The organism is Acinetobacter sp. CIP 102637 (genome assembly GCF_000368425.1).
GTDB lineage: Bacteria > Pseudomonadota > Gammaproteobacteria > Pseudomonadales > Moraxellaceae > Acinetobacter > Acinetobacter parvus.
The window spans coordinates 285620-303891 of record NZ_KB849434.1; the positions used below are offsets into that span (position 1 = coordinate 285620).

Below are 18272 nucleotides of genomic sequence, written 5' to 3' on the forward strand. Positions count from 1 at the left end.
TTTATTAAATCGCCACCAACTCCCTTATCCCCTTTTCAGGCATTTCTACCCCTTGCCCATGTGCAATCACCTGACCACGCGCCATCACGGTATAGTTATCCGCAAGCTCTTCAGCAAAATCATAAAACTGTTCCACCAAGACAATCGCCATTTCACCCTGATCCCCCAGTTTACGAATCACACGGCCAATATCTTTAATAATCGAGGGTTGAATCCCCTCAGTTGGCTCATCCAAAATCAAAACACTGGGCTCAGAAGCCAACGCTCGCGCAATCGCAAGCTGCTGTTGCTGACCACCTGATAAATCTCCACCACGGCGGTGTTTCATTTCATCCAAAACAGGAAAAATTTCGTAGAGATGGCTCGGTACTTTTCGGGTTTTTGCACCTGAAAATTTCGCCATGCCAATTAAAATATTTTCCTCTACCGTCAAAGTTGAAAAAATATCTCGTCCTTGCGGTACATAGGCCAATCCTGCACGTACTCGTTGCTCAGGGGACATTTTGGCAATATCTTTGTCATCTAGCAAAATCTGTCCTGATTTAATCGGGAGAATCCCCATCAAGCATTTCAGCAACGTGGTTTTACCAACGCCATTCCGTCCTAGAATCACACTGCATTCACCTACAGGCGCTTGAAATGACACATCACGAAGAATATGACTACCACCATAAAACTGGTTAATTTCTTTCACTTCTAACATGGCGGTCTCCTAGCGTCCCAAATACTTTTCAATCACATCTTCATTGGCTTGTACCTCTGCCAATGTGCCCTCTGCCAAGATTGCGCCCTGTGCTAATACCGTCACTTTTTCGCTGATGGTGTCAATAAAGCTCATGTCATGCTCTACGACTACAAGCGTATGATTTTTTTTCAATTCCAAACACAGTTCAGCCGTCCGTTCTGTTTCTGCATCGGTCATTCCTGCTACAGGTTCATCCAATAAAATCAGCTTCGGACGTTGCATCAATAGCATGCCGATTTCTAACCACTGCTTTTGACCATGAGATAATAATCCTGCGGGCTTTTTTACAAATTCCTTTAAGCGAATTTGCTCCAGACTTTCCTCCAGTGCTAACTGCGCTTGTGGATCAAGTCGGCTAAACAAGCTTTTTTTCACTCGCTTATCACGTGGTGCAGCGAGCAGTAAATTTTCCATGACTGTGAAATTTTCAAATACCGTTGGTTTCTGAAATTTGCGCCCAATCCCAGCTTCCGCGATTTCCTCGGTACTCATTTTGGCAAGATCATAGTTTTGTCCAAAAAAAGCAGTACCAGTGGTTGGACGCGTTTTACCTGTAATCACATCCATCAGCGTGGTTTTACCTGCACCGTTTGGTCCAATGATGCAGCGTAACTCACCTTCGGCGATGTACAGCGATAAATCATTGAGGGCGCGAAACGAATCAAACCACACACTGACTTTTTCCAGATATAAGGCGATGCCATGACTAAAATCTGCACCTTGGATTTTGGCACGACCATAGCCCTCACCAAGTTGACCGCCATGTTGAGCTGAGTCTACGAATAAATCACTCATTTAATTGCTCTCCTTCTTAAAACGATCAAATAAACCAATCACGCCTTTCGGTAAGAAAATCGTCACCACGATAAATAAAGCCCCTAAGATCAGTAACCAAGCTTCGGGAGCGGCCACCGTGAAATAAGTCTTCACCGCATTGATTAAACCTGCACCAAGAATCGGTCCGATCAAGGTACCACGCCCCCCTGCGGCAACCCACACTGCCATTTCAATCGAGTTGACTGGATTCATTTCGCTTGGGTTGATAATGCCCACCTGTGGCACATACAACGCCCCTGCGATACCTGCAATTACCGCAGACAGTATCCATGCTGACAGCTTGTACCACAGCGTACGATAACCCAAATATTGCAAACGGTTTTCGCTGTCACGAATCGCCCCCAACACACGCCCGTAAGGACGATTCATCAGTTGACGTAAGCCGATAAAGCACAGCATCAAAACCAAAGCGGTGACAAAACATAAAGTGGCACGCATCGGCGCAGAAGTAATATCAAAACCCAATAAGGTTTTAAAACCCGTGAAGCCATTGTTACCACCAAAACCTGTCTCATTGCGGAAGAACAACAGTGCCGCTGCAAAGGTCATGGCTTGGGTAATAATTGAGAAATACACACCCTTGATTTTTGAGCGGAAAGCAAAGAAACCAAAAATAAAGGCAACTAAGGCAGGCACAGATAAAACCAAGATCATCGCCCAAGCAAAATGCTCAGTTCCCACCCAATACCAAGGGAGTTCTGTCCAACTGAGGAAACGCATAAAATCAGGCAGACCATCGCCTGCGGCTTCGCGCATCAGATACATACCGAAAGCATAACCACCCAAGGCGAAATATAAGCCATGCCCCAAGCTTAAAATCCCTGCATAGCCCCACACCAAATCCAGTGCCAACGCGACCAAAGCCAAGCACATGATTTTGCCAATCAAGGTGATCCAATACGCTGACAGATAAAATGCCGAATCAGGGGATAACAAATGCAACCACGGCAAGCTCAATAACACCGCAAAACAAATGGCAATCGCAATTGCGCTATAGGATTTATCTGCAAATAAAGAAGTGATTTTCATTGACTTACTCCACGAAACGACCTTTGATGGCAAACAAACCTTGTGGACGCTTTTGGATAAACAAAATCACAAGAACCAAGAGAATAATTTTTGCTAAAACCGCACCTAAACCAATCTCCAAAACTGTACCGCTAATCCCTAAACCTAAGGCTGCAAGTACCGCACCCCACACTTGCCCCACTCCGCCAACCACAACGACAAGGAAGGCATCAATAATGTAGTTTTGTCCGAGGTCAGGCCCGACATTCCCTACTTGTGCTAACGCACAACCTGCCAATCCAGCTAAGCCAGAACCTAAACCAAATGCCAGCATGTCGATACGTGCAGATCGAATGCCCACGGCACGCGCCATTTGACGGTTTTGTGTCACAGCACGAACAAATAATCCAAAACGGGTTTTGTTTAATAAGAAAACGAGTAGCAGTAACACCGCCACAGTAAAACCAATAATCGCAATACGGTTATATGGCAACATCAGGCTTGGCGTCAGGGCAATACCACCACTGAGCCATGCGACATTCGACACTTCAACGTTCTGTGCGCCAAAGATCATCCGAACCGATTGCATCAAGATTAAGCTCACACCAAAGGTTGCCAATAATGTTTCCAATTGGCGACCATAAAGCGGACGAATCACAGTACGTTCAATCAACATGCCGATCAGCGCACTCACCAGAAATGCAGCAGGAATCGCAGCCAATAAATACCAATCGACTAAGCCTGCAAAGTGCGTTTTAAAAAAACTTTGAATGACGTAAGTGGTATAAGCACCGATCATGATGAGTTCACCATGTGCCATATTGATGACACCAAGCAAACCATAAGTGATCGCAAGACCAAGCGCTGCTAAAAGTAAAATACTTGCGGTACTGAGACCCGAAAATACATGCCCTGACCACTCACTGATTTGCAAACGGGTTTTAATTTTATTTTGTGCTTCAACCAGAGCCGTCTTGAGTGCTGGATTGCTCTGCGGTTGCTCTAAGCTTTGTGTGATTAAAGCATATACATCTGGACGATTTGAATTCGCCAAAACTTTTACCGCTTCGATTTTGGTAAATTCATCTTGGCTATTAAAATCTAAACGAGCTTTCAGTTGCGCTAAACGGGCTTTAACACTTTCACTTTTTTCATTGAGATAGAGTTGTTTGATCGTTGCGACATCAAGCTCATCCAAATTATTTTCTAAAATATCAACAGCGGCTAAACGTTGTGATGCATCATCAGAATTCAATTTAACTTTGGCTTGTCCGAAGTTCAGTGCCTTACGCAAGGTATTAACCAGCGTTACTTGAGATAAATCTGAGGGCCAAGTGTCGATGGCTTGCAATTGTGGATAACTTAATAATTTTTCATCGTTTTTTAAAATGTAAGTATGACCTGAACTATCGGTATATAACTCATTTTGATCAATATATGTCACCAACTGATCGAGTTGCTCAATACTGGCTGGCCATTGATTCAACATAGCACGACGAGTAGCAAAATCAGATTTAACAAAAGTTTGGATGGCATCCTGAGAAGTTGTAGACGTCACAGTTGTTGGTGAAGTAACTTCTGCCCATGCAGGATTAAACATGATCTGTGCCATGATGCAGAGCATTGCCAAAACATAGTGTTTCGCCATAAGACTCCCCTTATATTTTCTATTTAAACCAATCAATCAGAAATAAAACCAAGAAAAAACTGCTGCCGAAACAGCAGGTTGCATAGGAAAATTATTTAGGAATGTATGGGCTCCAAGGCTCAGCTTTGATGGTTTGAGGCGTTTTATAAACCACATCAAATTGCCCATCACCACGAATTTGCCCAATCATCACAGGTTTATGTAAATGGTGATTGGTTTCATCCATTTTGAGGGTATAACCCGATGGTGCTGCAAAAGTTTGACCTGCCATTGCATCACGAACTTTATCAACCTCTGTAGAACCTGCTTTTTCAACCGCTTGTTTCCACATATTGATACCCACATAGGTCGCTTCCATCGGGTCGTTGGTCACAACTTTGTCGGCATTTGGAAGCTTGTACTCCACTGCATATTGTTTGAATTTATTCACAAACTCGGTATTTTTCGGATTTTTAACTGACATGAAATAGTTCCATGCTGCCAAATGCCCCACCAATGGCTTGGTGTCGATACCACGCAATTCTTCTTCACCCACCGAGAATGCCATCACTGGAATATCAGAGGCCTTAATACCCTGATTACCCAACTCACGATAGAAAGGAACGTTGGAATCGCCATTGATGGTTGAAATCACCGCAGTCTTTTTACCTGCAGAGAATTTCTTGATATTGGAAACAATGGTTTGATAGTTGCTATGACCAAACGGTGTGTATTCTTCCATGATGTCTGCATCGGCAATGCCTTTAGACTTCAAGAATGCCCGTAAGATTTTATTGGTCGTACGTGGGTAGACGTAATCTGTACCAAGTAAAACGAAACGTTGTGCTTTACCGCCCTCTTCTCCCATCAAATACTCAACTGCAGGAATGGCTTGTTGATTCGGTGCTGCGCCTGTATAGAAAATATTTTTTGATTGTTCCTGACCTTCATATTGCACTGGATAGAACAATAAACCATTCAACTCTTCAACCACAGGAAGAACCGACTTACGTGATACTGATGTCCAGCAACCGAAAATAACGGCAACTTTATCTTGAGTAATTAACTGACGCGCTTTTTCAGCAAATAGCGGCCAATCCGATGCTGGGTCAACAATGACAGGTTCGAGTTTTTTACCCATCACCCCGCCGTTGGCATTGATTTCATTAATGGTCATCAATGCAGTATCTTTCAGAGAAGTCTCAGAAATCGCCATCGTGCCTGAGAGTGAATGTAAAATCCCCACTTTAATCGTGTCACCGCTTGCTGCAGGTGCAGCTTTCGTTTCAGTTTTTGTTTGTTCTGTTTTTTCTGCTGGTTTTGAACAACCGACCAGTCCTACCCCATCATGGCTGCCATAAGAACGGACATTGATAATTTATTTTGCATCTTGTTTCTCCCCACACATGGATATTGTGATTTTTACTGAGTGGAGTTAATCAATTTCTATGCCAACAATTTAAATCATTGTTTTATTTTAATATTTATAAGATAAGATAAATAAGAATCCAATCTTGTATACAACATTGCATACAAAAAGAACGGGATGAACTAAAATGATGCAGATTAATTTATCCTAAATATGGCTAGACCCTAGATAAAGAAAAGCCAAGCATGAGCTTGGCTTTTAATCTTTCAATTAAAAAGAATTAAACAACTATATCCGCTAAATTACCTTTTTGCTCTAACCAATGCTTACGATCACTCGAACGTTTTTTTGCCAGCAATTTATCTAATAATCCTGCGGTAAAATGCGCATCATCCAAATCGAGTTGGACTAAACGGCGGGTATTGGGATCCATCGTGGTTTCACGCAATTGACTCGCATTCATCTCACCCAATCCTTTAAATCGAGTGATTTGCGGATTTTTATTGCCTTTCACTTTTTTCAAAATGCTTTCGAGTTCACTATCATCCAACGCATAATAAACATCTTTACCAATATCAATACGATACAGTGGTGGCATTGCGACAAACAAATGACCATCTTCAATTAAAGTCGGGAAATGCTTCACAAACAACGCACAGAGTAATGTCGCGATATGTAGACCATCCGAGTCTGCATCGGCAAGAATACAGATTTTGCCATAACGTAATTCAGATAGATCATCACTACCTGGATCAACCCCTATGGCAATCGCAATATCATGTACCTCTTGAGAAGCGAGCACCTCATCCGAAGATACTTCCCATGTATTTAGAATTTTTCCTCGAATCGGCATAATCGCTTGAAAATTCTTGTCACGCGCTTGCTTTGCACTTCCACCCGCAGAGTCTCCTTCGACAATAAACAGCTCACTGTCTTCACGGGTTAAACCCACACAATCTGCCAGTTTTCCAGGTAATGCTGGACCAGCCACAATCTTCTTACGTTCGACTTTCTTAGCTGCTTTTAAACGACGTCCAGCTTTGGCAATTGCCATTTCAGCTAACTGCGTTGCAATCTCAGCATGTTGGTTTAACCATAAAGCAAACGCATCTTTGGCAATATTGAGCACAATATTGGAGGCTTCACGGCTCGATAGACGTTCTTTGGTCTGCCCTGAAAATTGTGGCTCTTGGAATTTTAAAGATAGAATGAAATTGACCCCATCCCAAACATCTTCTGCCGAAAGTTTCATATTACGTGGTAATAAATTACGTAATTCACAGAACTCTCGTAACGCCTCCGTGACCCCTGAACGCAATCCATTGACATGGGTTCCCCCTTGCGCGGTTGGAATCAAATTGACGTAACTTTCTTGTATTTGTTCACCACCCTCAACATTCCAACAGATCGCAAACTCACAAGCTGCTCGCTCTGCTTGTCCACTACTGACAAAGGCAGGATCAGGCAGAATCTCCCGATCCTCAAGTTCATCCATTAAATAGTCGACTAGACCATTTTCAAACTGCCATTCAATTTTTTCGTTATTAATTTTATCGTCATAAATAATTTTTAAACCTGCCGCTAAAACGGCTTTAGCTTTCAAATTATGCTTCAATGCTTTTAGTGCAAATTTTGGACTATCAAAGTATTTTGCTTCTGGCCAAAAGCGAACGGTTGTTCCTGTCGCACGTTTCGCAACTTTACCTTCTAACACCGATAATGGTGCAATAGGTTCACCTTGTTCAAACGCCATTTGATACAAGTTACCCTGACGTTGTACAGCAACCTCAACGCGTGTTGATAAAGCATTCACGACAGAAATACCGACACCGTGCAACCCACCTGAAAACTGATAGTTATCGGTACTGAACTTACCGCCTGCATGCAGTTTAGTCAGAATAATTTCTATCCCACTTTGTCCATATTCAGGATGAATATCGACTGGCATACCTCGTCCATTATCTTCGACTGACAATGAACCATCTTCATATACGGTGACACAAATTTGATTGGCATGTCCTGCAAGTGCTTCATCCACTGCATTATCAATCACCTCTTGCGCCAAATGGTTTGGACGCGAGGTATCGGTGTACATGCCTGGACGACGACGAACTGGGTCTAAACCAGAAAGAACTTCAAGGGATTGTGCCGTGTATTGTGTCACTTGGTCTGACTTCCTTATTAGAGGGCTGCCGATAAAAATTCGAGGATTAAGGGTAGTTTTTCTTCAAAATCATCCATTGCATGATTACCATCAGCGTCGGTTAAAATCAATGCAGATGGTTGTGCTGCATTATAATAACGTTGTGCTTGACGATAATCCAAGACTTCATCACCTCGTTGCAACAGTACAAGAATTTTATCAGCATGCTTTAACTTCGTGTCAGCAATTGATTGTAATTGCTGCAATTGGTCGGCATCGAGTGTCCATGATTCAGTCACCTTGAGTGGAATTTGCTCAATCCCAAACAAATCCTTAAACAGTTGCCATGGTTGCATGGCTGGATTAATCAGTACAGCAGGACAAGCATATTTAGCGACAAAATATGTCGCATAAAATCCCCCTAAGCTACTTCCAACCAATGCAACGTGATCGAGTGGTAAACTTTCAATCAACTTAGAAATATCTCTTAAAACGTGTTTAGGCGGTTTATTTAAATCAGGTAAATGCACATCAGCATGCTCGACAGTTGTGCAATATTGTTGTAATTGTTGCCCCTTTTTTGACATGGGGCTGCTCTGAAAGCCATGTAAATAAATAATTTGCATATGCACCAAAATAGACAGCAGTTTTACTTATAGTAAAATAAATCACATTATTAAGCACAACAGTTAATCAAATAACAATATAAATTACATTTAAGCTTGATATTGTCTGACATAAAAAACGATAGTGCACTCCGTTCATCAGTATTCTAAAAAAATTACTTATGAAACAAATAAGATGTAAGCGTTTGTTGTAGTTTATCTAAACAGTATTAAACTGAATAACATCAAACCTTCGGTATACAAAAGGATGGGGAAATTAATATGCCAAGTTTAACACCTCTGCATGAAACCTACTGTAAGTGGGACCGTACCCCCCCAAGTCAGGCAGATGTTTTGGAAGGTTTCGCACAACTTGTGAGTACTAGTTTAAGCGGGGTTCATGAATTGTTGCAGTTGGTACAAACTGAAGTGTTACGGACTACGCTCGGTTTAAGTGCACAAAAAGCCAGAAATTTACAAAAACTTCCACAATTACAAAAGTTTTATCATTTTTCCTATGATGCCATCCAAAAATATGGTCGCTGTTTTCTTGCACCAAGTCTGCGCCGCATCATTGAACGATTCCCAGTCCTACATGACAAACCCCTGACACCGACCCTACATTTCGTGGTGGGGGCGCTGAATGGGATCTTTGGGGATTTTTTCCTTAAGCAGCATAATCCAATGGCTTTGCCGATGGTGCTGTATGACCATTATGGATCACTACAGCAAGGTGAGTTGACTGGGCGTGTGGTGATTTTGACCCACGGTCTGTGCATGAACCATTTAACCTGGTCAAATCAGCGTTATGGCGGTATCGGTGAACGGTTACTGGCACAGCGTGACAACAACACCATGCTGTACCTGAACTACAATACAGGACGACGCATTTCCGCTAATGGCCATAGTTTTGCCGATACGCTTGAAGATCTGGTGCAACGCAATCCACGCATCACCAGTATCGACCTGATTGGCCACAGTATGGGTGGGCTGGTTTCACGCAGCGCGCTGTTCTATGGCAAACAGAACCTGTATCAATGGGTTCATATGGTTGAGAATCTGGTTTGCATTGGTTCACCTCACCATGGTGCAGCGCTTGAGCGTTTCGGTTTTGTATTGCAGGACAAACTTGGTGCATTTCCTTTTATTAACCTGATTGGTCAGTTGGTCAATATCCGTAGTAACGGTATTCTGGATCTGCGCTATGGCAGTGTCCGTGATGACGACTGGGAACATAATGACGCACGTATCGGGTTTGCAGACGACAACCGCAAACCTGCGCCATTACCCTCTCATATCAATACCTTCTTAATCGCAGGTACTTTAGAATTTGAGAAGTTGCGCAACAAGGCACTCAAGCTGATTGGAGATTCAATGGTCAGTGTCAAGAGTGCTTTGGGAGAGCATCCAAACCCTCGTTTCCAGCTTAAATTACCAGAAACGCATAAAGCTGTGTTTTATGGACTGAATCACTTTGAAATTCAGTATCATTCCAGTGTTGCGGAGCAGATTACCCGCTGGTTATATCCTGAAGTGGGTGAAGTGATTGAAGAAGGCGTTCAAACACATATGGTGAATATGCAACATAATTATACTTTCGATGATTTAGACGGCATTGTTGAGACTTAAAGTAAAAAGCTCGGCCAAAGCCGAGCTTTTTTTATTTAAGCTGCACGATAATTTCTAAACAGTTGCCATAAACAGATCAACAGAATCAGGCTGAAATAGAGCAAAGACCAGACAGGCAATGACTGTCCCAGAAAAGTCCAGTCAATTGCAGCACATTCACCCGATCCTGAAAGCACTTCCCTAAACACCGCTTTCATTGGCAGGGCATCAACTAAATAGTCCAAGCCTGGACCACAACTTGGCACCTTATCAGGTGGTAAATGCTGTAGCCAAACATGACGAGATGCCACGCCGACTGACCAACCGATGGATAAAGTCGCTAATAGTGCATAAAAACGTTTAAAGCCATTTGAAATCGGATTATGAATAAATGCGACTAAGGCAATCAATCCCATTCCAATTAAGCCAATACGTTGGAAAATACATAGTGGACAAGGCTCTAAACCTTGCACATGTTCTAAATACAACGCAAACGAGATACCAATAATACTCGTTAGTACCAGTAATGCACTAACTAAGCGGTAAGTCCATCGCATGAGAAGTCCTCTAAAATTTTAACGGTATTGTGCAAGATATTGTTCAAAGCTGATGTCGTTATCTTGTTCAAGTTGCACCTGTTTTTGCAACGATGTTTGCGCTAATTCTGCAAAATATTGTTGTCTTTCTGCACTCAGCTGATGTTGCTCATAACGATTGACATGTTGTTGAGCCATAACACTCCCAAAGCTCCATGTCCCACCATGATCCAAAGTATCTTTAATCACATGCGCGGAAAGCGTATTGTCAACATGATCTAAACGCTGCTGCATCACTTGGATTGCCTCAGAATATAACTGTGAACCATCCATTTGATCTAACAAAATAGCGCAGTCTTGAATCGCATTTAAATGACGCTGAGCCCAATCATGAAGTGAAACTATTGTTTCACCTTCTATAATTTTAGCATCTACTGCACGTCCACGATTAACCACTTCAGTTTGATTATGATCAATTTGCTCTTGCTCTTCTGCAAACAAATCAGGACTGTCATTTAATAAACAATACAATGCTAAACTTTCAAGAAAACCCGCTGAAATTTCATCAATTCCAATCGCACTATAAGGGTTCACATCTACAGCACGTAATTCTACATATCCAACACCACGATTCTTCAATGCTTGTGATGGAGTTTCACCCGCTTGTGGTACTTGCTTTGGGCGAACTAGACTGTAGTATTCATTTTCAATTTGCAGCACATGGTCATTGATCTGAATCGGTTCACCATTCTCATCATCCAGACCTAAATTGGTAAATTCAGGATAAGGGGTATGCACCGCTTTTTGTAATCCCTCAAGATAATCGTGTAGATCGTTGTAATGAATACCTAATTCTTTTTGCGCTGAATTCTGGTATCCCAAGCGCCCCATGCGTAATGCAGTGGCTTCTGGTAAATATAATGTTCCTTTAACCAAAGGCTGCAAGTGATGCTCACGCCCTGTTAAAAAGCAACGACAAACCGATGGGCTTGCCCCTAAAAGATACATAACCAATGGGGTAAGTCGGATAAAGTTCCGAATCAGGCCAAAATAGCGGTGACTACGGTAATCTTGCGGACTGAGCTGCTTTAATTCTGGATTGCTTTCATGTTGCTGCAATACTACAAATAATTGATCAGGAAAAGATAAATTGTAGTGCACCCCTGAAATGGTCTGCATACGGCGACCATAGCGCACACCCAAACCACGGCGGTATAAGGTTTTAAAGCGGCCAATATTAGAAGTGCCGTACTGTGCTAATCGGATATTTTCTTCATTATCATCCAACATACACGGCATGGACAGTGGCCATAGACGCTCACCATCTTCTAGCTGCTGATGTACCACGCTATGAATATCCCTGAGTTCATTTAACGCGGCGGCAATGCTAGTTTGTGGGTTGGTGATAAACTCCATCAACGCTTCGGAATAATCTGTGGTGATATGTGGATGGGTCAGTGCCGAGCCTAAAGCTTTTGGATGATTTTTTTGTGATAAAAATCCATTGCTTTGCATACGCAGACTTTCACGCTCTATACCACGCAGCATCCCCTTGAATAGCGAGGCATCTACCCACGTTGGTATCACAGAGGCGGAAAGTGTGCTGGGTTGATTCATATTATATGCTCGCTTGTTCAAGATCAGCCGACCAACGAAATGGCAACGACTTTGTCGAGTAGATTGGATTTGAATAATAGCAATCCTTTCGACTCAGCCAATTATAACGACAATTATGGCCTAGTCACCTGATTGTATTGGTTTAGCTTGGCAATTTTTAACACAATCCGATTATATAAAACACGCTGAAATTGTGATTTTATTAAAAATAAATCTTCCGATGGATATCCACCCATGCAAGCCCAAGACATTCTTGATTTCTGGTTTGATCCTGACCACCGTTCACTCTGGTTCGCCAAAAGTGATGAATTTGATGCAAAAATTCGTGAGCGTTTTCAAGCAATTCATCATCAGGCTATACAGGCTGAACTGTGGTCATGGCGCAAGACCGCCGAGGGACGCTTGGCAGAAATCATTGTGCTGGATCAATTCTCCCGAAACCTGTATCGCGACCAGCCACAGGCTTTTGCCCATGACAGCATGGCACTGATGCTGGCGCAGGAGGCGATTAGCCTGCAACTGGATGCCCAGCTCAGCCCTGATCATCGCTCATTTTTATATATGCCATTTATGCATAGTGAATCTAAATTAATGCATGAGTTTGCTTTAAAACTGTTCCAACGTTTAGGGAACGAAATTAATTTGAGCTTTGAAAAAAAGCATAAAGTGATTATTGACCGTTTTGGGCGCTATCCACATCGCAATGCGATTTTAGGGCGAAGCTCAAGCGCAGAGGAACTTGAATTTTTAACCCAACCGAACAGTAGCTTTTAGGACCATCTTCCCAGACGCTGAAAAACAGGAATTGCCTATGAAAACCTTATTGATGTGCACACCGCTCCTTGTCGCACTGACATTTACAGGCTGTGCCAGTGTCCCATCACAACCCAGAACATTCGACCAACTTGGACAGTTCACCGCTTATCCATTAAATAACAAAACTTACCGTGTGGGTTTTCAGGCTGATCGTAATTTGAGTTATGGTACAGCCGAGGAGATAACCTTGTTAAAGGCGGCACAAACCACTGTCAAAAACGGTTTCCGTTATTTTACCGTTGTTGATGATCCAAGTAATGCACGTCACAAGACACAACGCCAAGCTGTGATTTATCCGACACCCTCTTATTACCCATATGGTTATTATCGACGACATCCCGCCTTTTGGCCTGATCCATTCTATGATATGCCTCAAGTGGTCAATCTTGATCCAATCCAAGTGTCGTATACTATTGAGTGTTTTCAGACTCAGCAGCAATCGCCTGACGCATTTGATGCGCACCTCATTTTGCAATCATTAGGGCAAAAATACGGATTGAGTCCAACAGGAGACGTGTTGCAGCCCCCTGCGCCATCTCAAAGCAAAAAGTAAATTGATAAGGATGACTCAATGAATTCAGTCGAAGAAATTCACGTACCGAGCCTGCAAAGAAGTAAGTACTTCGCCACTATGGCATTGATCATTGCGGTTGTAGCATGGATTGGCTTAATGGTCGCGGCGCATTTTTTACCTGAATATAAATGGGTCATTCATATTTTTATGTTAGGTGCGGAAGCAGGTGTAGTTGGTGGGCTGGCTGATTGGTACGCTGTCACTGTACTTTTCCGCAATCCTTTTGGAAAAATGCCTTTACCCAAACTATTGCGTGACCATACCGAAATCATTCCACGGAATAAAGCGCGTATTGCAGAATCAATGGGGCGTTTTGTACAAGAAAACTTTTTATCTCCTCAAATCGTTGAACGCAGTTTAAAAAATGCTGACCTCTGTTTGGCCGTCGGTCAATGGCTAGCCAACCCTCAAAATAACCAGCAAGTCGTACAGATGATTCAACATACTGTGCCGAAAATTTTTGAATTTGTGAGCCAAGATCAAATTGCCCACTTTGTGCAAAACAATAGTGTGCAATGGATACGCAGTACCAAAATCAATAAACTCGCCAGTGAAATGTTACGTGCTGTTTTAGAAAATGATTTCCATCAAGACGTATTACAACGCGGTCTTGATCTGGCACATGAGTGGATGGTCTCTCATCCTGAAAAGGCACGAGATCTATCACGTAAACTGTTCCAAGAATTAGGTGTTTGGAAACTAGCCAAAGGCGCAAGCTGGATTGGGATTGATGTGCAACAACGGACCATTGACTCACTGATTGAAAAAGTTGAATCGATGTTGGCCAATCCTGAACATCCATGGCGACAAGACATTGAAACAACCACACATAATCTGATGTTGCAGCTTGCGGACAGCAACAGTGAAGCCAGCAAGCGCTTAAATCAGAGCAAGGATGATGTGCTGGACAGTCCACAGGTGCTGAACTTTATTAGTGGTGCTGTGGCAATTTTATGTGATGCGATTAAAACGGATTTAATGCAGGAAGATTCTGGTATTGCAACGAATTTACAGGCTGCGATACAACAGCTTGGTGAAAGCTTGATTCAGAATGAAAAAGTACGTCAGGTTCTGAATGAAAAAATGGTCGGTTTGGCAACCAACTTTAGCGAACAATATAGCGACAAGATCATCCGTTATATCAGCGAGCGTATTCACGAATGGGATTCACGCGAAATGATTGCCAAAATCGAAAGTGAGGTGGGTGGTGACTTACACATGATCCGCGTCAATGGCGTGATTGTCGGGGCGTTTATTGGCTTGGCACTGGGTGTAATCCGTGCTGTGGTTGAGAATGTTTTGTAAATGGCAACAGAACGATGGGGGGAATTTATTCCTCATCGTTATGCAGATTGCGCCAGTTGTTGCTTGCTTTGCTGGTAATATCGAACCAGTGCATCGGTGTCCTGCTTTAAGAACGCAGTGAGGTAGGTTTTGACCTGTACCAGAGAAAGCTGCTTAAACTGAACCGTCTCTTTCGCCTGAAGCGTAATCAACCCAAATATTTGTTTTTTAGCAACAACTACAGGAATGTCTGTCTTGACAATAAAGTTAAGTTCTTGAAATGACCCATAGGTATTCAATACGATTTCTATGGTCTGTTCTGTCTTTTCATCGGTAATGGTAAACGTTGGGCTAGCACCATCAAGCTGTAGCCAACGGCTTAATTGTTTTTTCCAGCCCATTTTATCAAAACGAGTTAATACCCCAATGGTATTCAGTGCCTCAAGCTGCTCTACATCTTTTAAATCAATATGATGTGGGTAGCGTATTTATAGATCGAAACTGTCCATTACTGAATGCTCTATTTGACAAAAATAGTATTTATTTTAATCACTATCTGTAAATTATATCGCTTAAAAAATAAAATTTAAACACCATATATATTTGAAAATTAACAATTAAATTTACAATTTCAAATCAAAAATGACCAATTTTGTCAGTATTGTTTTTATTAAGACACCATTCCAATATTTCTCTTGATCTGAAACACATGTTTCAAACCAATAAGAGACATATCTCTTTTTATTTAGAGGTCGATAATTTGGAAAAGGCCGCTCTTTCTCGATACAATCAGTCCTAAATAAAACATCAATCAGGTTAAAAACCATGTTGCAGCTTCAGTCAAAACTCCCAAGCCAAGGCGTGACTATTTTTAGCGTGATGACTGAACTCGCACAACGACTGAATGCCCTGAACCTGTCACAGGGCTTCCCCGATTTCCCTGCTCCACCTGCATTGCTTGAAGCGCTGAGCCAAGCCACGCTTTCAGGTTATAACCAATACCCTGCGGGAGATGGTGTTTTAGTCCTCAGAGAACAACTGGCCAAACAGTTTTTACAACGAGATCAACTGCAACTCGATCCTGCCACCGAAATTACCATTACCCCTGGCGCAACCATTGCGATTTTTTGTGCCATTCAAGCCTGTATCCATGCAGATGATGAAGTGATTATTTTTGACCCGAGCTATGACAGCTATGCCCCTGCGGTACAACTGGCAGGTGGAACATCCATTCATATACATCTGGAGGCACCGACCTTTCAGGTGGACTGGCAACAGGTTAAAGACCGCATCAATACCAAAACCCGCATGATCATTGTCAATACGCCACATAACCCAACGGGTGCGATTTGGTCAGAACAAGACTGGCATCAACTGATTGAACTCATTCAAGATAAAAATATCGTTGTGCTCTCTGATGAGGTCTATGAACATCTGGTTTTTGATGGACAAAAACATTTTAGTGCACTGCAATTCCCCGAATTACGTGAACGCAGTTATGTAATCGGTTCTTTTGGAAAAAGTTATCATGTCACAGGTTGGAAAACGGGTTATTGTGTTGCCCCACCCAACCTGATGCGCCTGTTCCGTCAGATTTATCAATTTGCCAACTTCTGTGGCACCACACCTTGCCAGATTGCGCTTGCTGATTATATGCAACAGCATCCTGAGCACATTCAGGAACTCCCACATTTTTATCAGACAAAACGGGATCTTTTTAATACCCAAATTCAAAACTCACGTTTCCAATTTATTCCATCACAAGGCACTTATTTCCAAAATCTCGATTATAGTGCGATTCGCCCTGACTTGAATGATGTGGAAATGTGCCAATTCCTCGCAGAGCAACACAAAATTGTCGCGATTCCTATTTCCGTTTTTTATCAACAAGCGCCCGAATCACTACGCCTGATTCGTTTCTGCTTTGCCAAAGCCGACCAGACCCTGCAACGTGCAGGCGAAATTCTAGCTCAGTGCTAATCAACAAAAAATAAACCGAATAATCATGACTTCAACCTGATTGATGATGGTATGGTGAAAAAAATAGATGTTTCAGGATGAAGCATGAAGGAAACTGAATGACACCACACCAACCTCTGGTGATGCAGCCAAACCTCTGGAAAACATTTTTTGTCTTTCTGGTTCCCTTGATTGCCACCAATATTTTGCAAAACCTGTCGGGTACCATCAATACCATCTTTGTCGGACAAATGATGGGCGTGGATGCCATTGCCGCCGTCTCAGTATTCTTTCCAATCCTGTTCTTTCTGCTTGCCTTTGTCATTGGGATCTCGGCGGGAACCACCGTGTTGGTGGGACAGGCATGGGGTACCCAGAATCTTGAGAAAGTGCGCTGTGTGATTGGTTCGACCCTGTTCATGACCATGATTGGCGGTAGTGTGATTGCAGTTTTAGGCGTGATGATGGCTGAGCCCATGTTGAAATTGCTGGGTACAGATGTCAAGGTCATGCACCTTTCACTACCCTTATGTACAATGGATGCTGGCAGGTAGCCCACTGTTGTTTGTCTATATTATCTACACCTCAATTCTTCGCGGTGTCGGTGACAGTGTGACACCATTGATTGCTTTAAGTCTGACCAGCCTGATTGGGTTGGCGGTCACGCCTGTATTGCTAAAAGGCTATTTTGGCTTTCCTGCCCTCGGGATTATTGCGCCAGCCATCGCCACCATTCTGGGCTATGCAGCCGTACTGGTTTTTCTAGGGTTTTACCTCAATTATAAAAACCACCCACTTAAGATTGACCGTGCGCTTTTACAGCATATTCGCCATGATGCCACACTCAGCAAACTGATCTTAAAACTGGGAATTCCAACAGGCATCCAGATGGTCACAACATCGCTGGCAGGGTTAGTGATTATTGGCCTGATCAACCATTACGGCGCACATGCCACTGCGGCTTATGGAGCAGTCAATCAGGTGCTGAACTATATCCAGTTTCCAGCACTGTCCATTTCAATTGCAGCCTCTATTTTTGCCGCGCAGGCGATTGGTGCTGGCAAGCCCGATTTATTGGCCAAAGTCACCCGTACTGCTTTAGGCATGAACTTCCTGTTTACAGGCAGCCTGATTGCTCTCGCCTATTTATTCTCAAAATATTTAATGGCACTGTTTATTATCGATCACAGCGTGATTGAGCTTGGACAGCAACTGTTGTTTATTGTGTTGTGGTCAATTTTATTCTTTGGTGCGAGTGCTATTTTTGCTTCAATCATGCGGGCCAGTGGAACGGTGAATGTCCCAATGCTGATCAATATTTTGACCATCATCCTGATTGAGGTGCCATGCGCGTATGGATTCAGCAAACTTTGGGGCCTGTCAGGCATCTGGATGGCCTATGCACTGTCTTTTGTGTGCCTGTGTATTTTTCAGGCGAGTTATTATCAGTTTGTCTGGAAAAAATCCAGAATTGAAAAGTTGATTTAGAAGGAACTATTCTTAAATTCAAGTAAAAAGCCATTCTGTTTAGAATGGCTTTTTCT

The 18272-nt window shown here is 42.7% G+C and carries 15 protein-coding genes and 1 pseudogene; 6 read left to right on the forward strand and 10 right to left on the reverse strand.

All coding sequences use genetic code 11. From position 1 onward, the window contains the following. Positions 1-4: 4 nt before the first annotated feature. From urtE to F967_RS01805, 7 genes are all read right to left on the reverse strand, one after another. Positions 5-703: an urea ABC transporter ATP-binding subunit UrtE gene (gene urtE, locus F967_RS01775; protein ID WP_004797793.1), complete on the reverse strand. Its 699-nt coding sequence runs from the start codon at positions 701-703 to the stop codon at positions 5-7. 9 nt (positions 704-712) lie between these two features. Continuing rightward, positions 713-1540, reverse strand: coding sequence for an urea ABC transporter ATP-binding protein UrtD (gene urtD / locus F967_RS01780; protein ID WP_004797794.1), 828 nt, complete (start codon positions 1538-1540; stop codon positions 713-715). Further along, on the reverse strand, positions 1541-2611 hold the full coding sequence (gene urtC / locus F967_RS01785; RefSeq protein ID WP_004797796.1) for an urea ABC transporter permease subunit UrtC: 1071 nt from the start codon (positions 2609-2611) through the stop codon (positions 1541-1543). Between the two features lie 4 nt (positions 2612-2615). Further along, complete coding sequence (gene urtB / locus F967_RS01790; protein ID WP_004797799.1) at positions 2616-4238, reverse strand: urea ABC transporter permease subunit UrtB; 1623 nt, start codon at positions 4236-4238, stop codon at positions 2616-2618. 91 nt (positions 4239-4329) lie between these two features. Then, positions 4330-5463, reverse strand: coding sequence for an urea ABC transporter substrate-binding protein (gene urtA / locus F967_RS01795; RefSeq protein ID WP_416201993.1), 1134 nt, complete (start codon positions 5461-5463; stop codon positions 4330-4332). A gap of 403 nt (positions 5464-5866) precedes the next feature. Then, positions 5867-7750 (reverse strand): DNA topoisomerase IV subunit B, encoded by a 1884-nt coding sequence (gene parE, locus F967_RS01800; protein WP_004797804.1) that lies wholly within the window; start codon positions 7748-7750, stop codon positions 5867-5869. Positions 7751-7767: 17 nt separating this feature from the next. After that, positions 7768-8355: a YqiA/YcfP family alpha/beta fold hydrolase gene (locus F967_RS01805; protein ID WP_034430943.1), complete on the reverse strand. Its 588-nt coding sequence runs from the start codon at positions 8353-8355 to the stop codon at positions 7768-7770. A 261-nt stretch (positions 8356-8616) separates the two neighbouring features. Between F967_RS01805 and F967_RS01810 the strand changes: the two genes are divergently transcribed. Further along, a complete protein-coding gene (locus F967_RS01810) occupies positions 8617-9963 on the forward strand; it encodes a PGAP1-like alpha/beta domain-containing protein (protein ID WP_004769982.1) in 1347 nt (448 codons plus the stop codon). 35 nt (positions 9964-9998) lie between these two features. On the opposite strand, the gene F967_RS01815 is transcribed toward F967_RS01810, so the two are convergent. Together F967_RS01815 and gshA are read right to left on the reverse strand one after the other, a co-directional pair. Continuing rightward, the gene (locus tag F967_RS01815; RefSeq protein ID WP_004679079.1) at positions 9999-10499 is read right to left on the reverse strand and encodes a disulfide bond formation protein B; all 501 of its coding nucleotides are present in this window, start codon (positions 10497-10499) and stop codon (positions 9999-10001) included. 18 nt (positions 10500-10517) lie between these two features. Continuing rightward, positions 10518-12095, reverse strand: a complete 1578-nt coding sequence (gene gshA / locus F967_RS01820; protein WP_004683588.1) for a glutamate--cysteine ligase — start codon at positions 12093-12095, stop codon at positions 10518-10520. Positions 12096-12329: 234 nt separating this feature from the next. Here gshA and F967_RS01825 point away from each other — a divergent pair, with 234 nt between their 5' ends. Genes F967_RS01825 through F967_RS01835 form a run of 3 tightly spaced genes read left to right on the forward strand, consistent with a single transcriptional unit; the run spans position 12330 to position 14790 of the window. Continuing rightward, on the forward strand, positions 12330-12869 hold the full coding sequence (locus tag F967_RS01825; protein WP_004683589.1) for a DUF924 family protein: 540 nt from the start codon (positions 12330-12332) through the stop codon (positions 12867-12869). A gap of 37 nt (positions 12870-12906) precedes the next feature. Beyond that, positions 12907-13464 carry a CC0125/CC1285 family lipoprotein gene (locus F967_RS01830; RefSeq protein WP_004683590.1) on the forward strand — a complete coding sequence of 186 codons (558 nt, stop codon included), beginning with the start codon at positions 12907-12909 and terminating at the stop codon, positions 13462-13464. An 18-nt stretch (positions 13465-13482) separates the two neighbouring features. Then, positions 13483-14790 (forward strand): DUF445 domain-containing protein, encoded by a 1308-nt coding sequence (locus F967_RS01835; RefSeq protein ID WP_004797806.1) that lies wholly within the window; start codon positions 13483-13485, stop codon positions 14788-14790. 38 nt (positions 14791-14828) lie between these two features. On the opposite strand, the gene F967_RS01840 is transcribed toward F967_RS01835, so the two are convergent. Continuing rightward, complete coding sequence (locus tag F967_RS01840; protein ID WP_228127268.1) at positions 14829-15257, reverse strand: hypothetical protein; 429 nt, start codon at positions 15255-15257, stop codon at positions 14829-14831. Between the two features lie 337 nt (positions 15258-15594). Here F967_RS01840 and F967_RS01850 point away from each other — a divergent pair, with 337 nt between their 5' ends. Together F967_RS01850 and F967_RS01855 are read left to right on the forward strand one after the other, a co-directional pair. After that, positions 15595-16749, forward strand: coding sequence for a pyridoxal phosphate-dependent aminotransferase (locus tag F967_RS01850; protein WP_004797808.1), 1155 nt, complete (start codon positions 15595-15597; stop codon positions 16747-16749). Between the two features lie 98 nt (positions 16750-16847). Further along, a pseudogene (locus F967_RS01855) lies at positions 16848-18216 on the forward strand (MATE family efflux transporter). Positions 18217-18272 lie beyond the last annotated feature (56 nt).